Source organism: Priestia sp. 3CA3, assembly GCF_056836725.1.
Genome location: NZ_JBXENJ010000010.1, coordinates 83,378 through 99,835, shown reverse-complemented (window position 1 = coordinate 99,835; position 16,458 = coordinate 83,378). Strand labels below are relative to the sequence as shown.

At 40.0% G+C, this 16,458-nt stretch carries 17 protein-coding genes; 14 read left to right on the top strand and 3 right to left on the bottom strand.

Going from position 1 to position 16,458, the window contains the following annotated elements:
- The first annotated feature begins 86 nt into the window (after window positions 1–86).
- From AC1VNJ_RS22690 to AC1VNJ_RS22655, 8 genes are all read left to right on the top strand, one after another.
- A complete protein-coding gene (locus tag AC1VNJ_RS22690; RefSeq protein ID WP_033579928.1) occupies window positions 87–761 on the top strand; it encodes a C40 family peptidase in 675 nt (224 codons plus the stop codon).
- Window positions 762–1,019: 258 nt separating this feature from the next.
- A complete protein-coding gene (locus AC1VNJ_RS22685) occupies window positions 1,020–1,367 on the top strand; it encodes a hypothetical protein (RefSeq protein ID WP_033579929.1) in 348 nt (115 codons plus the stop codon).
- An 18-nt stretch (window positions 1,368–1,385) separates the two neighbouring features.
- On the top strand, window positions 1,386–1,586 hold the full coding sequence (locus AC1VNJ_RS22680) for a hypothetical protein (protein ID WP_033579930.1): 201 nt from the start codon (window positions 1,386–1,388) through the stop codon (window positions 1,584–1,586).
- A 2-nt stretch (window positions 1,587–1,588) separates the two neighbouring features.
- Window positions 1,589–3,115 carry a glycosyltransferase family 2 protein gene (locus tag AC1VNJ_RS22675; protein ID WP_033579931.1) on the top strand — a complete coding sequence of 509 codons (1,527 nt, stop codon included), beginning with the start codon at window positions 1,589–1,591 and terminating at the stop codon, window positions 3,113–3,115.
- Complete coding sequence (locus AC1VNJ_RS22670; protein ID WP_328173650.1) at window positions 3,108–4,331, top strand: nucleotide sugar dehydrogenase; 1,224 nt, start codon at window positions 3,108–3,110, stop codon at window positions 4,329–4,331. The genes AC1VNJ_RS22675 and AC1VNJ_RS22670 overlap by 8 nt, the downstream gene beginning before the upstream one ends.
- Before the next feature lie 44 nt (window positions 4,332–4,375).
- Window positions 4,376–5,797: a glycosyltransferase family 2 protein gene (locus tag AC1VNJ_RS22665; protein WP_328173651.1), complete on the top strand. Its 1,422-nt coding sequence runs from the start codon at window positions 4,376–4,378 to the stop codon at window positions 5,795–5,797.
- A gap of 156 nt (window positions 5,798–5,953) precedes the next feature.
- Window positions 5,954–6,349: a DoxX family protein gene (locus AC1VNJ_RS22660; protein WP_013058570.1), complete on the top strand. Its 396-nt coding sequence runs from the start codon at window positions 5,954–5,956 to the stop codon at window positions 6,347–6,349.
- A 169-nt stretch (window positions 6,350–6,518) separates the two neighbouring features.
- On the top strand, window positions 6,519–7,733 hold the full coding sequence (locus AC1VNJ_RS22655) for a cytochrome P450 (protein WP_049166020.1): 1,215 nt from the start codon (window positions 6,519–6,521) through the stop codon (window positions 7,731–7,733).
- Window positions 7,734–7,756: 23 nt separating this feature from the next.
- Here the strand turns inward: AC1VNJ_RS22655 and AC1VNJ_RS22650 are convergent, their stop codons facing one another.
- A complete protein-coding gene (locus AC1VNJ_RS22650; protein WP_013084552.1) occupies window positions 7,757–8,125 on the bottom strand; it encodes a winged helix-turn-helix transcriptional regulator in 369 nt (122 codons plus the stop codon).
- Between the two features lie 242 nt (window positions 8,126–8,367).
- Between AC1VNJ_RS22650 and AC1VNJ_RS22645 the strand changes: the two genes are divergently transcribed.
- From AC1VNJ_RS22645 to AC1VNJ_RS22630, 4 genes are all read left to right on the top strand, one after another.
- Window positions 8,368–8,883: an enoyl-CoA hydratase/isomerase family protein gene (locus AC1VNJ_RS22645; RefSeq protein ID WP_049166019.1), complete on the top strand. Its 516-nt coding sequence runs from the start codon at window positions 8,368–8,370 to the stop codon at window positions 8,881–8,883.
- Between the two features lie 139 nt (window positions 8,884–9,022).
- On the top strand, window positions 9,023–9,148 hold the full coding sequence (locus AC1VNJ_RS22640) for a hypothetical protein (protein WP_016765178.1): 126 nt from the start codon (window positions 9,023–9,025) through the stop codon (window positions 9,146–9,148).
- Window positions 9,149–9,391: 243 nt separating this feature from the next.
- On the top strand, window positions 9,392–11,710 hold the full coding sequence (helD, locus tag AC1VNJ_RS22635) for an RNA polymerase recycling motor HelD (RefSeq protein ID WP_049166018.1): 2,319 nt from the start codon (window positions 9,392–9,394) through the stop codon (window positions 11,708–11,710).
- A 395-nt stretch (window positions 11,711–12,105) separates the two neighbouring features.
- Window positions 12,106–12,696: a CPBP family intramembrane glutamic endopeptidase gene (locus tag AC1VNJ_RS22630; RefSeq protein WP_482641331.1), complete on the top strand. Its 591-nt coding sequence runs from the start codon at window positions 12,106–12,108 to the stop codon at window positions 12,694–12,696.
- Between the two features lie 101 nt (window positions 12,697–12,797).
- Here AC1VNJ_RS22630 and comJ read toward each other — a convergent pair whose 3' ends face one another.
- Together comJ and AC1VNJ_RS22620 are read right to left on the bottom strand one after the other, a co-directional pair.
- Entirely contained in the window at window positions 12,798–13,205 is a 408-nt protein-coding gene (gene comJ / locus AC1VNJ_RS22625) for a competence protein ComJ (RefSeq protein ID WP_033579939.1), read from the bottom strand.
- Between the two features lie 35 nt (window positions 13,206–13,240).
- Complete coding sequence (locus AC1VNJ_RS22620) at window positions 13,241–13,681, bottom strand: NucA/NucB deoxyribonuclease domain-containing protein (protein ID WP_033579940.1); 441 nt, start codon at window positions 13,679–13,681, stop codon at window positions 13,241–13,243.
- A gap of 378 nt (window positions 13,682–14,059) precedes the next feature.
- Here AC1VNJ_RS22620 and AC1VNJ_RS22615 point away from each other — a divergent pair, with 378 nt between their 5' ends.
- Together AC1VNJ_RS22615 and AC1VNJ_RS22610 are read left to right on the top strand one after the other, a co-directional pair.
- A complete protein-coding gene (locus tag AC1VNJ_RS22615) occupies window positions 14,060–14,320 on the top strand; it encodes a metal-sensitive transcriptional regulator (RefSeq protein WP_013058561.1) in 261 nt (86 codons plus the stop codon).
- 156 nt (window positions 14,321–14,476) lie between these two features.
- The gene (locus AC1VNJ_RS22610; RefSeq protein WP_033579941.1) at window positions 14,477–16,426 is read left to right on the top strand and encodes an FUSC family protein; all 1,950 of its coding nucleotides are present in this window, start codon (window positions 14,477–14,479) and stop codon (window positions 16,424–16,426) included.
- The last annotated feature ends 32 nt before the right edge of the window (window positions 16,427–16,458 follow it).

The window sequence follows — 16,458 nt, the reverse complement described above, 5'->3', positions numbered from 1 at the left end:
AAATTGTTATCTTCTATTAATTGAATTGTTATCCGCAGATGGTATGGTTGTACGGTGCTTAAAACATGATTCGGGGAGGAAACGAAATGAAAAAAATGCTATCGGCGCTTCTTGTAGGAGGAGCTTTATTTGCAAGTCCGGCAATGGGACATGCTGCGTTTGGCGACACGGTTTTAAAACAAGGGATGACAAATGATGATGTTGAACAAGTTAAAACGGTGTTAAAAGATAAAGGATTTTTAAAAGGCGAAGTATCGCGTTATTTTAATTATGAAACAAAAAAAGCGGTTATGGCTTTTCAAGAGAAACATAACCTAGAAGCAGATGGAATTGTTGGAGAGAATACATACAATGCATTAGGTAAAGGCGGCGTTGTAGAAGGCGAATCAGAAGTGAATACGGATAAAGTAATCAGCAAAGCAAAATCCTTAATGGGCACCCCGTACAAATGGGGCGGCACTACACCTTCGGGATTTGACTGCAGCGGATATCTTCAGTATGTATATAAAGAAAGCGTAGGCGTTGATATTCCAAGAACGGTTGAAGATATCTATAAAGCAGGTGAAAATGTAAGTGAACCGCAGGTAGGAGATCTTGTTTTCTTTGAAACGTACAAAGAAGGTCCTTCTCATGCAGGCATTTATCTTGGAGACGGACAGTTTATTAACGCATCGTCTTCTAAAGGCGTTACAATTAGCGATAAAAATTCAAGCTATTGGAAAGAGCGTTATATAGGAGCAAAGCGTATTGCAGTCAACTGATTCTTCATTTAATAGATAAGAAAAGACAAAGCTTAGGAGCTTTGTCTTTTTTTGTTTGGGTTTCAGTAGGTAGGAGGAAGTAGGAAATAATCCTATGCAAAACGGGCTGGTCATGTGCGTATTTGTATAAAAACGTGATAAAAGTTCTGTCACCTTTCTGATAAAGCTTGTATATATTGGTAAAGTAATCTCTTAAGTTACGTCAATGGTTATAGGTAATTTGAAGGGATAGCAGCATAAAAAGGAGGAACAAAATTTATGTTTTTTTGTTGTTACCGTCGCTATGTAGAAAAGATAAAACACCTGTTGTTTTCAAATCGATTTGCTGAATTTATTCAGGAAAACACAAAAAAAGCAGTAGAAGACGTTGTTTATTCCGACACGTTTAAAGAATATGTGATCAGTATTATTAAAGAAGCTCAAGAATCACCTTTTAAAGAAATTGCCAAGCAGTATATCGGACAAGAAGTTGTAATTGAAACAACGGCTGGTCCGCTTGAGGGCGTCGTGACGTTTGTTGGGGATAACTATTTAGAATTGATAGAGTCTTCCACATCAACGGTATTACTGCCATTTACAAGCATCGTCACCATTCAAAGTGCTTAAACGAAAGGAGAGAAAAGTATGTTTCAAGATGCATTAAGAGAAAATGTGGGTTCATTTGTGCAAATCATCACAGCTATTGACGTTATTAATGGAACACTGCTTGCTGTTACGGACGCAGCTGCTGTTGTACGTACATCAAGCTCATATGGTGAGCCAACGGATGTAACCATTCCACTAGTATCCATTACGTATGTTCGAATTTTTAGCGGAGTTGAGTGAGTTTGAAAGTATCAGTGATTATTCCAGCCTGTAACGAGGCCGATTCTTTGTTACCTGTCATTAAAGAAGTTCAAAAAATGAAGCCGTTTGAGATTATTGTCGTAGTAAATGGATCCAGTGATACAACAAAGGAAATAGCTGAGGATGCAGGATGCCGCGTTGTTTATTATGAAGAAGCTCTTGGTATTAATATTGGAAGAGCCATTGGGGCTAAAAAAGCAAAAGGAGATATTTTGCTTTTTTTGGACGGAGATATAGCGGTTCCTCATGAGGAGCTGATGAAATATACGCAAGCTATAGAAACCGGTCATGATATCGCTTTAAATAATCTTACATGGATTATGAAACGAAAGGTGCGTCCTCATCCTGTTTCTGTTGCCAAATATATGCTGAACTTGTGCTTACAGCGTGAAGATTTATCTGTTCAAGCCTTAACAGCCATTCCTCATGCCATCAAAAAAACATCAGCAGCTAAAATCGGATATGAGAATTTAGCTCATCCGCCCCTCGCTCATACGATTGCTCTTTTAAAAGGAATGTCAATTGTTGCACCGTGTTCTTCAGACGTTATTTATACAAACAAGATTCGAAACACTCATAAAACCATTCCTACCAATTCCCCTTTTCCTATTTCCACTAACTATATCATTGGAGATCACATTAAAGCGTTAGCTCATCTTATTGAAGAAAAAGGAATAAGAGGCGGACTAACAGACGGCGATCGAAACCGGGAAGTTGTTTCGGCTTATACACCGAATGTGAAACGGAAAACAGGCGTTAAGTACAGCGCCGTTATTCCAGTAGGTGAAGAAAAAGAAACGATTGCAAGCGTGATCCAAGAAGTGAAAAAAGCAGGAGTGGAAGAAATCATCGTGGTTGCCAACGGAGCCGATGAAGTGACGGTTAAACGAGCAATTGAAGCGGGTGCTACTGTTCTTCATTACAAACAGCGGCTTGGGCATAACGTCCCTCGAGCAATTGGTGCGATGTACAGCAGCGGTGAGATTTGCTTGTTCATAGATGGAGACATTGTGATTTCCGCGGAAGATTTACGACGGTATTTAGAAGCAGCTGACCAAGGCATTGATGTAGCGCTTAATAATTTAGAGTGTTTGCTGGATGAAGTGCATCCTATTCACTCTGTAAGTGCGGCGAAATATTTTCTTAATATCATTTGTAAACGTCCTGATTTGACAATCAATACAACGACGGCGATTCCGCATGCAATTAAACGGGATGTAATGGAGAAGGTTGGCTACGAATCTCTTATTATTCCGCCTTTATTTCAATTAAAAAGTATTATGTACGGCTTTATGGTTCAGCCCGTTCATTTTGTTGATGTGGCGCGAACGAACCGGGTTCGAAAGGAGCACATGAAAGTCAAAGGTTTGGCGGCATCAACGCAGCGTATTCTAGGAGATTATGTTGAGGCCCTTGCATACTATATTAGCCAAACAAGTGAAAGAGGCGAGTTTCTTCCGGACATACGAAGACATGATATCTTGTTTGAGGTGTTGAAGAATGAATAAAAAAGTTGCTGTTATTGGTCTTGGCTATGTTGGATTGCCGCTTGCTCTTTTATTTGCAAAGAAAAACTATAGCGTCGTTGGTCTTGATATTGACGCACGAAAAATTGAGGCGCTAAAACAAGGGAAAAGCTATATTCCAGATGTACGTAATGATGTGATTCAAACCCAGAAAAACTTTCAAGCATATGAATTAAAAAAAGGTATTTCCGCATTTCAAGCATGCGATTATGTAGTTGTGACTGTGCCAACTCCTATTACAGAAAATCATAACCCCGATCTAGGACCAGTCATTAGCGCATCTAAATTTTTGAAAGAACATATGGTAAAAGGGCAAACCGTTATTTATGAAAGCTCTACTTACCCAGGCACGCTTGAAGAAGTCGTTTTGCCTATTTTGAAAGATTCCAACTTACAGGCAGGTAAAGATTTTTATCTAGCTTATTCTCCAGAACGAGTTGATCCGGCAAACAAATCATACGATATTGAGCATATTCCAAAAGTGATTAGCGGCTACAGCAAAGACTGCCTTTATCACGTGCAGACGTTTTATGAAAGTATTTTTCAGCAGGTGGTACCTGTTTCTTCTCCAAAAGTAGCGGAAATGTGCAAGCTGTTTGAAAACATTCAGCGCCTTGTCAATATTTCGTTGGTGAATGAAACAAATGAATTGTGCGAGGAATTAGGGATTGATTTTCATGAGGTATTACAGGCGGCATCTACTAAGCCGTTTGGGTTCACACCGTATTATCCAGGACCCGGAATTGGAGGGCACTGCATACCCGTTGATCCGCTTTATTTTTTATGGAAACTAAAGCAAAATGGGTTAACGAGCGAACTTATTGAAGCTGCTCATCATATTAATGAAGAAATGCCAAATAAAGTAATTAGACGTGTTGAAAAGCAGCTCGCAGCAAATGAGAAACGCGTGTTTGTTGTAGGCATCGCGTATAAAAAAGACGTAAATGATATGCGTGAATCGCCGGCGCTGACGGTATGTGAAGGTCTTTTAGCAAAAGGATATGAGCTGACGTATCATGACCCTTACATTGACTCCGCTATATTAAATAAGCAAACGTATTTCTCTGTCCCGCTGACAAAAGAAGAAGTTAAAAAAAGCGATGTTGTACTTGTGTTAACCGATCACAGTCAAATCGATTGGTCGATTGTAAAATACGCAAAAAAAGTTGTCGATACAAGAGGTATTTTAAACAAATGAAGCCGCTGAATTGTTCAGTGGTTCTTTTTTTAGGGGTGATATCAATGAAAACTCTTTCTGTCGTGCTGCCCGTTTACAATGAAGAAGAAACGCTAAAAAGCGTACTTAAACAAATTAAAAAAGTGAACGTGCTTGAGATTATCATAGTTGCAAACGGCTGTACCGATGCTTCAGTTAAAATAGCGAAAGAAGAAGGGTGCACGGTAAAAGTAATAGAAAAGCGTATGTCTCCACATGAAGCGAGAATGGAAGGGGCAAAGGCTGCTAAAGGAGATGCCGTCTTATTTGTAGACGGAGACATTATCCTTTCGTCTTCTGAGATTGAGCGTTTTGTGCAGGCGCTGTTATTTGGGCATAGCGATGTGGTGCTAAACAAGTGGGAAAAAACAAAGATGAATACTTTTAACCGCAGCGAGCTTACGTGGAGTACGGTTTTGCATCATGCACTTGGAAAGCCTCATCGTGCCAACGCTTGTTTAAAAGCGCCTTACGGTGTGCTAGTAAGCGTATTAAAGAACCACTGGGAGTTGCCGCCTCTTTCTTTATTTGTGACGTTCTTAACACAGTATCGTGTAAGCTCGCATATTACGATTGAAACGCAGGGAAAGGGAAGCTTTCGTCCGTTTGATCGCCCAAGGTTCAACAGAGAACGAATTGAATCCTATCAGCGGCTTCTTCAAACATACTATACGCTTGCGTCAAATCGTAAAAGGCGAGTGGATATGCTCGCACAGCCTCTTCCAGTTGTGGAGCACGGCTGGGGGAAATTATCTTCTTTTTATGGAGGCAAACAGCTGTCTGTTATTGTTCCGGTTTGCAACGAAGAAGGAACAATCAAACAAGTGATTGCAGAAGCAAGAAAACTCGAGCCATTAGAAATTATTGTCGTGATTAATGGTTCTACTGATCAGTCCGAGGCGTATGCCAAAGAACAGGGTGTTAAAACCCTCGTCTACGATGAGCGGTTAGGGCATGATTGCGGAAGAGCTGCGGGGGCCCTTGCAGCAACGGGAGATATTCTTCTCTTTATAGACGGGGATTTTGTTCTTTCAGCTCAAGAGTTGTATCCATTTGCCTCAGCGGTAGCGAGCGGTGTTGATGTAGCTTTAAACGTATGTGAAGATGAAGCCAAGCTCACGCATGTTGTGCAGGGGTGGAAGTACGTGTTAAATGAGACAGTAGGAAGAAAAGATTTATTAATGAGCTCGATGACAGCTGTTCCTCATGCCATAAGCAGAGAGTGCCTGCAAAAAATTGGAGCTGAATCTCTTGTGATGCCGCCTTTTGCTCAAGTAAAAGCAATAATAGAAAATTTTCATGTGCAGGCCGTTCATCATGTTGACGTAAATAAATTCAATCGGTTTCGATATTCTGAACACCTATCATTGAAGAACCATTCTCCTACGGCAGAACTCATTGTTCACGATCATATTTTTGCTTTTCTCTCTTATCTTCAGCGTGACTGAGCAGGGAGTAATGCCTTATTCTTAAAAAAAAACGTTTAAAATGAGATAAGAAAATTTGCTGATATCTTGTTTTTCTGTTCTAACCCCTTGAATTTGTTCACAGTTGTAACTAAAATTGTTACATGTGCAGACAAAAGTAAAAAAGGAGGAAAAGAAATGAAAAGCTATCAGCTTGGAACGTTTTTACTTCGTCTTATGTTAGGGCTAACGTTTTTTATTCATGGTCTTGGCAAATTCCAAAGTGGTATTGATAATACGGTCGGTTTTTTCCACAGCATGGGCATTCCTGCGTTTTTCGCTTATGCGGTTGCGGTTATTGAATTCGTAGGGGGAGCCGCTATGATTCTTGGGTTTCAAACGCGTTTAATAGGTGTTCTGTTTGCGATTGTGATGATTGGCGCTATTTTTACAGCGAAAAGCGGTGCTGGTTTTACAGGTGGCTATGAGCTTGAGGTTGCCCTTTTTGTCGTTTCGCTTCATATGATTCTAGCAGGAAGCGGCGCGTACGCGTTAGACAACCGATTACAAAAACCAGAAGAACATTATTCTTAAAAAGGTAGGCGCTATGCGCCTACCCTTTTTTGTAAAATATATCCTTCTATCGATTCATTTTTACTAAAATATACAGCTATCCTTTTTAAGAAAATTCGTATATATGGTACTATTTGGTCATAGATGACTATACAGTCATTCTATTTGAACGATACGGGGAGGTTTTAACATGAAAACCGAAAGAGAAAACGGAATCGTCCGTCAAGTGAATACGATTCAAACAAAAGAAGAGCGCTTTAATCCTTTTTCATGGTATGAAGAGATGAGAAACAGCGCGCCTGTGCGATGGGATGAAGAAAGGCAGGTATGGGATGTTTTTCACTATGATGGGGTCAAAGAAGTGCTGGAACAAAAAAATATTTTTTCTTCTGATCGAAGACCTCCACAAAACCAAAGACAAACTGCTCTAGGAACGAGCCTAATTAATATTGATCCGCCTAAGCATGCTGAAATGAGAGCGCTTGTTAATAAAGCTTTTACGCCTAAAGCAATGAAAGCATGGGAGCCTAAAATTGCGCGCATTACCGCTGAATTATTACAAGAAGTTGAGCATCTTGAAGATATTGATATAGTCGAGCATCTTTCCTATCCGCTTCCGGTTATGGTAATTGCCGATATTTTAGGCGTCCCGATAGAAGATCAGCGTCAGTTTAAAGACTGGTCGGATATTATCGTAGCGGGTCCATCGAATAATGAACGTGAAACGCTCGAAAAATTGCAGCAAGAGAAAATGAAAGCAAACGATGAGTTAGAAACTTACTTTTATCGAATCATTGAAGAAAAGCGCACGCAGCCAGGAGATGATATTATTTCCGTGCTTCTTCAAGCAAAAGAAGAAGGGAAGCAGCTAACGGATGAAGAAATCGTCGGGTTTTCCATTTTGCTGCTGATTGCAGGAAACGAAACAACTACGAACTTAATTTCAAATACAATTTATTGTTTAATGGAAGATAAGGCTTCTTTTGAACACCTCAAACGTGAGAAAGAGCTTTTGCCTTCTGCGATCGAAGAAGTTCTTCGCTATCGTTCACCCGTTCAGGCTCTTCACCGAATCGTAAAAAAAGATGTGACTCTTGCAGGTCAAAAACTAAAAGCGGGCGAACACGTTATTCCATGGATGGGATCCGCGCACCGAGACGCGCAGTACTTTGAAGACCCGGATGTATTTAAAATCGACCGAAAGCCAAATATGCATATGGCATTTGGAAGAGGGATTCATTTTTGCTTAGGAGCACCGCTTGCTCGAATCGAAGCAAAGATTATGCTGGCTGAGCTGATTGACCGCTATCCGCATATGGACTGGAGCCCGGCATTTGAGTTAAAGCCGATTGAAAGCACGTTTGTATACGGGTTAGAAGAATTATTGATTCGTAAACATGTATAAAAAAAGCACGCTTTGCGTGCTTTTTACTCTTTCTCTGCCTGAATTCTCGCTTCAGCAATTTTATCCGTATGATCATATCCCCATTTAAACATCAGCTCGATAATAGGAATGAGAGTTTCTCCAAAAGGCGTTAAATAATATTCTACTTTAGGCGGAACTTGTTTGTAGACTTCGCGGTGGATAATTCCGTCGCGCTCAAGTTCGCGAAGCTGCAGCGTGAGCATTCGCTGCGTCACGCCTGGAATGAGTCTGCGCAGTTCATTAAAGCGCCGGCGTTCCTTCGATAATTGATATAAAATGACGCTTTTCCATTTGCCTCCGACTACATCAACGGCTGCTTCCACAGGGCAAGAATAGCCGTGAGGCTCCCATTTTGTTAAGTCGTATTTCATAGTGATTACTCCTTTTATCCGTGAGTTCAGCTGCATTTGTGCTGTTTATACTATAGCACGTCTTATTTGATAAAAACATGGAAATGATTCATGGAATTATTGACGGAAAATTAAAAAAGTAATGGAAATAATTATGAGTTTGTTGTATGATGAAACTATGAAAATAACTTTTCTATTAAAAAGCGAAATATTTTGAAAGCGCTTTATTTATAAAGAACGACAGGGGAAAGGGCGGAGGAACGATGAAAAGATTTATCAAAGTAGAAAAAAGAAATCACGTGGCGGTTGTACGAATGAATCAGTCGATGCTTAATCGTTTGAACAGTGAAGTTATGTATGAGCTGCAAGAAACGATGAATGAGCTGCAGCACGATGCGTCGGTTGGATCTATTGTATTTATGGGAGAGTACTATAAAATGAACGGCGATCATAGAACAACTTCTTTCCTACGTGAAGAAACAGGAAGGCTTTATCAGCCGATTCATGCAGTAACAGCTCGAGCGATTTTTCAGTGCATTTCATGCAGCTCCAAACAAACGATTGCGCTTCTTACAAACTTTACGTTTGGCGGAGGGTATGAGTTAGCTTTAGCATGCGACGTACGAATTGCAGAAGAATCTGTGCAGCTGAAGTTAACAAACGGTATGACCGTTAGTGCGCAAGAAGCATGCAACATGGGTAAAGTGCAGCATATTGTGCAAAAAGGAAAAGGGTTGGACTATTCGCTTGCGCTGAACGCATTAGAAAAGGAAGCTTAAAAAACGCTTTCACTTTATTTTTATAAAGTGAAAGCGTTTTTATTTTATTTTGTTGATAAAAAGGTATTGAAAATTCTGAAAAAAGGAGTAGAATGATAACAAATTTACTTATTTTAAATAAGCAAAGGAGCTGGTATCAATGCCATTCATTTTTAAAGAAGCGGTAGTCGGATTGTTTACAGCGGCAGCAGCAGGTTTACTGGCGTTTCAAGGGGTAGAAGTGGTGTCAGCCATCATTCATCTGCTAACTTTTTGGAAACAGTAATAGCTAATAAGTAGAGAAACAACTTATAAAGATAAGGGGCTTGAGACTTTCTCAGCCCTTTTTGTTGTGGAGCTCATTATTTTTCAGTATACTAACGGTGGAAATTAAGACATAATATGGTTACATAGCAGGGATTTACGAACTCAGTAGGGAAGTATGTAGACTCTGAAAAAATAAACAATGATCGCTTTTACCCGGTAACAAGTTTTGTTATCGGGTAACGTGTGTAAGGGGTGTGGATAAGTGAAAGATAAAAATTTAACAGAAGAACAGCAGCGAGTTGATTGGGTAGTCGAAGAAATCAGCCAAAAAGCTGAAAAAATAGGCAAAAGCGTAGGAAGCGTAAAAGGCGAAATTGTCGATTTGCGAAGCACGTTTTGGGACGATGTCACGGTTAATATGGATGAGCCGGATGACGTGATTGAGACATTTACGAGCATTAAGCAGCAGGCAGAACTTTTAGCTGAACGTGAAATTACCCATAGACAAGCGTATGATCAATTAAAAACATTAAAAAAGCTAACGCAATCCCCTTATTTTGGACGTTTTGATTTTATAGAGAATGGTGAAAAAGAAGCGGAAGCTATTTATGTGGGCGTAGGCTCTTTAATGGATCAAAAAGATGAAGAGTTTTTAATTTATGATTGGCGTGCGCCTATTTCGAGTCTTTATTATGATTATTCACCGGGAAAAGCGCAGTACGAAACGCCAGGTGAAGCGATAAAAGGCGAGATGAAGCTAAAGCGTCAGTTTATTATCGAAAATAGCGTAATTAAAAGCATGTTTGATACAGGAATTACCATTCGAGACGAGCTGCTTCAAGAAGTGCTCGGACACAACGCAAGCAGTCAAATGAAAAGTATTGTAGCGACCATTCAAAAAGAACAAAACCAAATTATTCGAAATGAAAAAAATAAAGTGCTGATCGTCCAAGGAGTAGCAGGGAGCGGTAAAACGTCTGCAGCTCTTCAGCGGGTGGCTTATCTTCTCTATCATCATCGAAAGCAGCTGACTGCAGAAAACATGATGCTGTTTTCGCCAAATCCGCTTTTTAACAGCTACGTCTCAACTGTTCTTCCGGAGCTTGGAGAAGACAATATGAAACAAACAACGTTTCAGCAATATGCCGACGGACGCTTAGGAAACGAGTTTGACGTGGAGGATTTGTTCGTTCAAATTGAATATTTACTAACGGAAAAAGATGCTGCGGCAAAAAAACAAAAAATGCAGGAAATCCGCTACAAAGCAAGCCGTGAATTTAAAAAGCAGGTAGATGCGTATATCGAAGAGCTGTCTACTAAAGACATCATTTTTAAAAATATTAAGTTTCGCGGCGAAATCGTGTTATCTGCTCGGCGTTTGTTATCTTATTTCTATTCGCTTGATAAGGGAATTTCCATTCCTAACAGAATGCAGCTCGTAGCCGAGTGGGCGCTTAAGCTCATCAACCAGCTTGAAAAACTTGAACGTAAAAAAGATTGGGTTCAAGAAGAAATTCAGCTTTTAGAAAAAGAAGATTATGTCGAGGCCTATCAACATCTGCAGAAAAAGGAAGGCTATACGGAAAGCTCATTTGATGACTTTGACCGGGAACAAGCGTATTTAGCCAAAGCCGTTGTAGCTAAGAAAATGAAATTTATTAAGCAGGCCATCAAGCAGCTTAAATTTATCGACATTCGCCGTATCTATATGCAGCTGTTTGAAAGACATCACCTTTTTTCACATGTAGAAGGATGGGACGAAACAGCTAAAAACACGGTGGAAAGAGTTATGAACATGAGGCTGTCTTATGAAGATGTAACGCCTTACTTGTATATAAAAGATCAAATTGAAGGGCGAAAAGCCAATCCTGTCATTCGCTATTTGTTTATTGATGAAGCACAAGATTATTCACCGTTTCAGCTAGCGTTTTTAAAAGAGCTGTTTCCGCATGCTAGAATGACGCTGCTTGGAGACTTGAATCAAGCGATTTATGCGCACGCCTTGAACGCACCGACCATTCTTTCAAGCGAACTGTACGAAGAGAAAGAAGCAGAAACGCTGACTCTTACAAGAAGCTATCGATCAACGCGTCAAATTGTCGAGTTTTCAAGGGATATGGTGGCAAACGGCCATTTAATCGATCCGTTTAATCGAGACGGAGCGAAGCCGACCGTGACGGCTGCAGGTAACGTCAAAGATCTGCATGAGGCAATTATACACAAAATTAATGAATTGAAGCAGCAAAACTATAAAACAATTGCTGTGATTGCCAAAACTGCTGAAGAAAGCCGAGAAGCATTCAAAGCACTGCCTGATTCGATGTCTGCAAGGCTGCTGACAAAAGAAACAAGTTCATTTGAAAAAGGCATGCTTGTCCTGCCAGCCTACTTAGCAAAAGGAATTGAGTTTGATGCAGTCATCATTTACAATGCCTCGAGTGAATGTTATCAGGATGAATATGAGAGAAATTTATTTTATACAGCATGTACAAGAGCGATGCATGAGCTGCACTTGTTCTCACTTGGTGAAATCAGCCCGTTTATATCAAATAAAGAAACTTATGAATACCAAGCACAATAAAAAGAGAACGGCCAGTGGCTTGAGTATCTGAGAAAGTGGAGGAGTAGTAGTACGGAAAATCGAGGGTGAAATCGCAAAGGTTTTACCCTCGATTTTTTATTTATGTGGATTCAGCTCCTGTTCATTGCCAAAATAAAAATTGTTTGATTAAGTTTCCACTACTATAAAACGAATTAGAAAGACAGTGAAAGGAGGATTTTTATATCCAATATTTACGAATAAATGTATTACTCACCTCTTTGATAAGTTTATTTTTCTCGGGTATTATTCTTTTTTCTTATAAGTTATTTGCTGCAGGAATGTTGCCCATCATAGGCTTGCTTTTTATCTACGCTTTAACCTCTAAATATCGTTCAACTGTTTCTCTGTTTCTATTCTTTTTAGTAGGGACATGTATGTTTCAAGTAGGAAGCAATTATTTCATTGAATGGGATCTATCTAAAGAGATGAAAATCATTGTAAACAGAGTTTTACTTTTGTTTATCATAGGTGGACTATTGCTTTCAATTTTATTGTCCAAGCAAAAGGTATTTCTTTTTGCATCATTACCAGACTGGCAGAAACGCATAGTGATGCCACATCATTCAATTAAGCTAACGTATTTTTTACTGTTTGGTCTAATTGGTTCGGCTACAATTTTTGTACCTTTACTATTCGCTGAAGATATAAGCTATACAAAATCATTCGTCATATACGGTATAGTATTCTCAATCATAAACGCTAATTTAGAAGAGGTGCTTTGGAGAGGGATCATGTTATCTCAATTAAAAAGTAATCTATCGACTTTTTACGCTGTTTTTATTACGAGTATTGGATTTGGTCTCTTGCACATATCAATAGGAATTCCTGTGGTAACAAGTTTACTTTTTTCTTTTGGTGGACTTTTCTATGCATTTGTCGTTTTAAAGACGAAAAGCATATACCCAGCCGTAGTTTTTCATTTTATTATTAATTTAGGCATGGTCTTTAACGGATGGATATTTTAGTATCTTGCACCAAAAAGCTCAGAGCTATATATCGCTCTGAGCTTTTTATGAGTTATTAGTGTTGTATATTACCTGAACTGTCTACAGTAGGTCGTCTTTTTTTATTGACTTTCAAAATGCAGCAAATACTTCACTAAATAAAGGCCTGAGTTTGTTTTTTCTTGAAGAGGAATGGTCAGGCATGTAACGTAATAATATCCTTTTGGAATATCATAGCTTAAGGCTTCAGATAGGACGCTTTTGATTTCAATGCCATCGCTTTCGACGTGAAATGGAAGGCGAGTCGTCTTTTCAGCTTGTGATGCGTCTGGAGTTTCGTTTACCCACACTTCGACAATGGCTTTTGTGTTCGACACGGCTTCAAACGAAATGGCTTTATCATCTGCGACATATCCTTTTTGAATATCTTCATCACTCCAGTCGTGATGGGGCTTTGGCTGTCCTTTTTGAAACAGCGTAAACTGATGATATGACATCGTTAGCTCTTGTTCTTTCCATTTTGTTTTCATCTTTTCACCTCTTCAAAGTAAAGCTTGTTCAGCTATTATTGCACGATAAATTGTACGCGTGTACCATCTGGGTATTGTTCTAATTGATTTCCAACCCATGAGCCCGCTCCGCGGTTATCAGAAGGTGAAATATAGCGAATATCAGCTCCCGCTCCGCCTTCTTCGCACATAGCCATTGGCCATTCATCGCGGTCATATCCTGTTTTTGTTGGGTATCCTTTCAGCGATTCTTCCCGATTCGCTTCAGCACCGTCGCGATCAATTGTGCAAACGGAAGAGTGACCAGCGGCAATCGCGTCGCGAATATGATCACCCGTTTCAGGATATCGGTCCAGTGGAAAATAAAGCGTTGCATCATAGTTTACTTCGGCTTCCGTTTTTTCAGGAGCTAAAAACGCTGCATGTCCTATAAACCCTAAAACGCATGCAATGATAATGAATAGACTTGCCATTAATTTTTTCCCGTATGTACTCATCTCAAACCTCCAGTGTAGTCGTTTTTACAGCTTAACTATACTCTCAGATTGCTAAGTTTAGATTACAGGACAATAAATACGGTGTAAACAAGTATTAACAATTATGTAAAAATGATCATTTTGTCTTGTCTGTAAGATGTAAAAAGCCCCCATAATATTCTGAGAGTTATACTTTCTGATGTTTATCTACTTATGATTCAGATTAAATGGAGTGTGAAGTGTCTATTTGCATGTGGGTGAGTCCTAGGTGAAAAAAAGAGTCAATTTCCTTTACTTGACATCATACCCTAATAGGTATAAAGTTGTGTATACATTTACTTCTTGCGTATAGCTTAAAAGCAAGAAACGCAATCATGCATGAGCGGAGGTAGTAGTATGATGGAATATGATAAGCAAGTTAAAAATCGCTTGAAACGAATTGAAGGTCAGTTAAAAGGCGTCTTGAATATGATGGAACAAGGAAAAGACTGCCGCGACATCGTGACACAGCTCTCAGCAGCCAGAAGCGCAATTGATCGCACGATGGGTGTTATTGTCAGCACAAACCTTGAACAATGCGTAAGAGAAAGCATTGAAAAAGGCGAGAATACCGAAAACTTAGTAAAAGAAGCAGTAGAGCTGTTAGTAAAAAGCAGATGAGACATTCGTTTCATCTGCTTTTTGTTTTTACTGTACGCTGCTCATAAGGATAAAAAGCGCTGTTCCTAAACACAATACGGATAGGAACAGCGCTTTTTTAGGTTTATCTCGTTTTAAGAACAGGAAAGATATATGAAGAGAAAGGAGGAGGTCAAGGTGAGTGATGACAAAAAGTCACCAACATATAATCATACGGAAATTCATCATAAAATTGAGGCTTCTCCAAAAGCGCCGGGAATCAAAGCTGCTTTTCGCTTTAACCACGCTTCTTCTCCGTGGGTAAGAGGAATCAGCTCGGGCTTGTCTTCAAGTTTGCCGATTTTAATAGGAATTTTGTTTGATCATTTGCAGTACGGACTCATTGCAAGTATTGGCGGCTTTACATATTTGTATACAAAAGATGAACCTTACGCGCAGCGTGCCGTTAAGTTATTTTTAGCTTTGCTTGGCGTTACGCTGTGCTTTACGCTAGGCTCGTTATTTGCTGACGTGGAGTGGATGAAAACTATTTTATTTGGTGTAATTGGAGCCGTATCGGTTTATATCTTCGGAGCTTTAAAAATTCCGGGACCTTCCGCGATGTTTTTTGTCCTTTCATTTGCAGTGAGTACAAGCATTCCAGCTCCGAATTTACAGGCAGTTTTTTTGCATGCAGGTCTCGTTTTTTTAGGAGGAGCACTATCTTGGTGTATTAGCATGAGCGGCTGGCTTATTAATCCGCGCGGGCCTGAAACGGCCGCTGTGGCGAAAGCTTATAGGCAGCTAGCTTCATTTGTTGGATCACTTGGCACGGAATCGTTTCACGCTGAGCAGCACAAAACGGTTGTAGAGCTTCGAGCAGCGGAAACAGCAATGAAGCAAGCGAAAATTAATCGAAAAAAATCCTCGTTTTCTCACCGCCTGTTTTTATTAAACCAAAAAGCTGAAGGGCTGTTTATTTTTGTGATGGCCGCTGCGAATGATTTTAATCCGGCTGTTTCGAAAAAAGCACAAGCGGTAATTGAAACGTTCGCATCCGAAATGGCCACGTTAAAAAAACATAAAAAAATTCGAGACGTGCGAGAAGAAATTGAAGAGCTGTCCATCAAAGAAGAGCTGCGCACATTGTTACTAGATGTAAACGACGTTCTTCAAATGAAGGAATTAAAAGAAACGGAGTATATTCAATTTTCACAAGGCAGCGTAAAAGCACGGTTAAAAGCTGCTTTTCACAAACGTTCGTATGTACTTAAAAACGCTTTGCGCTACGGAATTATTATGATTATCGCCGCAGCTGTTGCCTACACGACAGATATTCCAAGGTCTTACTGGATTCCTCTCACGTGTGCAGGAGTGATGCTTGGGGCAACCGTTCGTGCAACGGTTCAGCGAGGTATTCAACGCTCTGTCGGAACCATTTTAGGTATTTTAATTGGAACCGGGATTCTCATGCTTGAACCAACGGGAATTGTCATTGCGCTCATTGTCTTTGTGCTTCAGTCAACGATTGAAATTGTGATTGTTAAAAACTACGCGCTCGGTACGCTTTTTATCACACCGAATGCTCTTTTAATTGCTGAAAGCGGTCATCCGGACAAAGCGATTAGCTACTTTACGTCCGCTCGGGTGATTGATATTGTTATTGGTTCTGTTATTGGAGTGGTCGGTACGGTATTAGTTTTTAAACGAGCTTCTTCGCTTCGTCTGCCGTATTTACTTGGAGATGTCATTCGAAAAGAAGGACAATTTTTAGAAATGCTAAGCACTGAACAAGATGAAGAAAGAATTAAACAAGAAAGAAATAAGCTTCAAGGGGAACTAGTTAATCTTCGGGCGCTTTATGATAATGTGATTGGAGAATATTCTAAAACGGCCGTCAAGCTTGAAGGACTGTGGCCGGCAGTTGTCGCTACGCAGCAGTTAGGTTATATGCTTCTTGCGTCGTATGAAGGATATGAGCTGTCAGAAATGGAAAAGCGAGAGCTTCAGGAAACATTTGCTCAGCTAGCCGCAGCAGCAGAGCAAAAGCGAGCGCCAAAGCTTTCAAGTGTTCCGACCCTGAAACGCTACCCCATTATTCAAGGGGAAATAACTGCTTTATATGAAAGTCTGCAGGTAGAAATATAAAAAGCACGGAACCAATGGGCTCCGTGCTTTTG

Excerpts from the sequence above, each read along its gene's own strand:
- comJ (WP_033579939.1), bottom strand. The coding sequence starts at position 13,205 with ATGAAAACAAAATGGAAAGAACAAGAGCTAACGATGTCATATCATCAG.
- AC1VNJ_RS22660 (WP_013058570.1), top strand. The coding sequence starts at position 5,954 with ATGAAAAGCTATCAGCTTGGAACGTTTTTACTTCGTCTTATGTTAGGG.
- AC1VNJ_RS22640 (WP_016765178.1), top strand. The coding sequence starts at position 9,023 with ATGCCATTCATTTTTAAAGAAGCGGTAGTCGGATTGTTTACAGCGGCA.
- AC1VNJ_RS22655 (WP_049166020.1), top strand. The coding sequence starts at position 6,519 with ATGAAAACCGAAAGAGAAAACGGAATCGTCCGTCAAGTGAATACGATT.
- AC1VNJ_RS22670 (WP_328173650.1), top strand. The coding sequence starts at position 3,108 with ATGAATAAAAAAGTTGCTGTTATTGGTCTTGGCTATGTTGGATTGCCG.
- AC1VNJ_RS22690 (WP_033579928.1), top strand. The coding sequence starts at position 87 with ATGAAAAAAATGCTATCGGCGCTTCTTGTAGGAGGAGCTTTATTTGCA.
- AC1VNJ_RS22680 (WP_033579930.1), top strand. The coding sequence starts at position 1,386 with ATGTTTCAAGATGCATTAAGAGAAAATGTGGGTTCATTTGTGCAAATC.
- AC1VNJ_RS22665 (WP_328173651.1), top strand. The coding sequence starts at position 4,376 with ATGAAAACTCTTTCTGTCGTGCTGCCCGTTTACAATGAAGAAGAAACG.
- AC1VNJ_RS22685 (WP_033579929.1), top strand. The coding sequence starts at position 1,020 with ATGTTTTTTTGTTGTTACCGTCGCTATGTAGAAAAGATAAAACACCTG.
- AC1VNJ_RS22650 (WP_013084552.1), bottom strand. The coding sequence starts at position 8,125 with ATGAAATACGACTTAACAAAATGGGAGCCTCACGGCTATTCTTGCCCT.
- AC1VNJ_RS22620 (WP_033579940.1), bottom strand. The coding sequence starts at position 13,681 with ATGAGTACATACGGGAAAAAATTAATGGCAAGTCTATTCATTATCATT.
- AC1VNJ_RS22630 (WP_482641331.1), top strand. The coding sequence starts at position 12,106 with ATGTTTCAAGTAGGAAGCAATTATTTCATTGAATGGGATCTATCTAAA.
- AC1VNJ_RS22615 (WP_013058561.1), top strand. The coding sequence starts at position 14,060 with ATGGAATATGATAAGCAAGTTAAAAATCGCTTGAAACGAATTGAAGGT.
- AC1VNJ_RS22645 (WP_049166019.1), top strand. The coding sequence starts at position 8,368 with ATGAAAAGATTTATCAAAGTAGAAAAAAGAAATCACGTGGCGGTTGTA.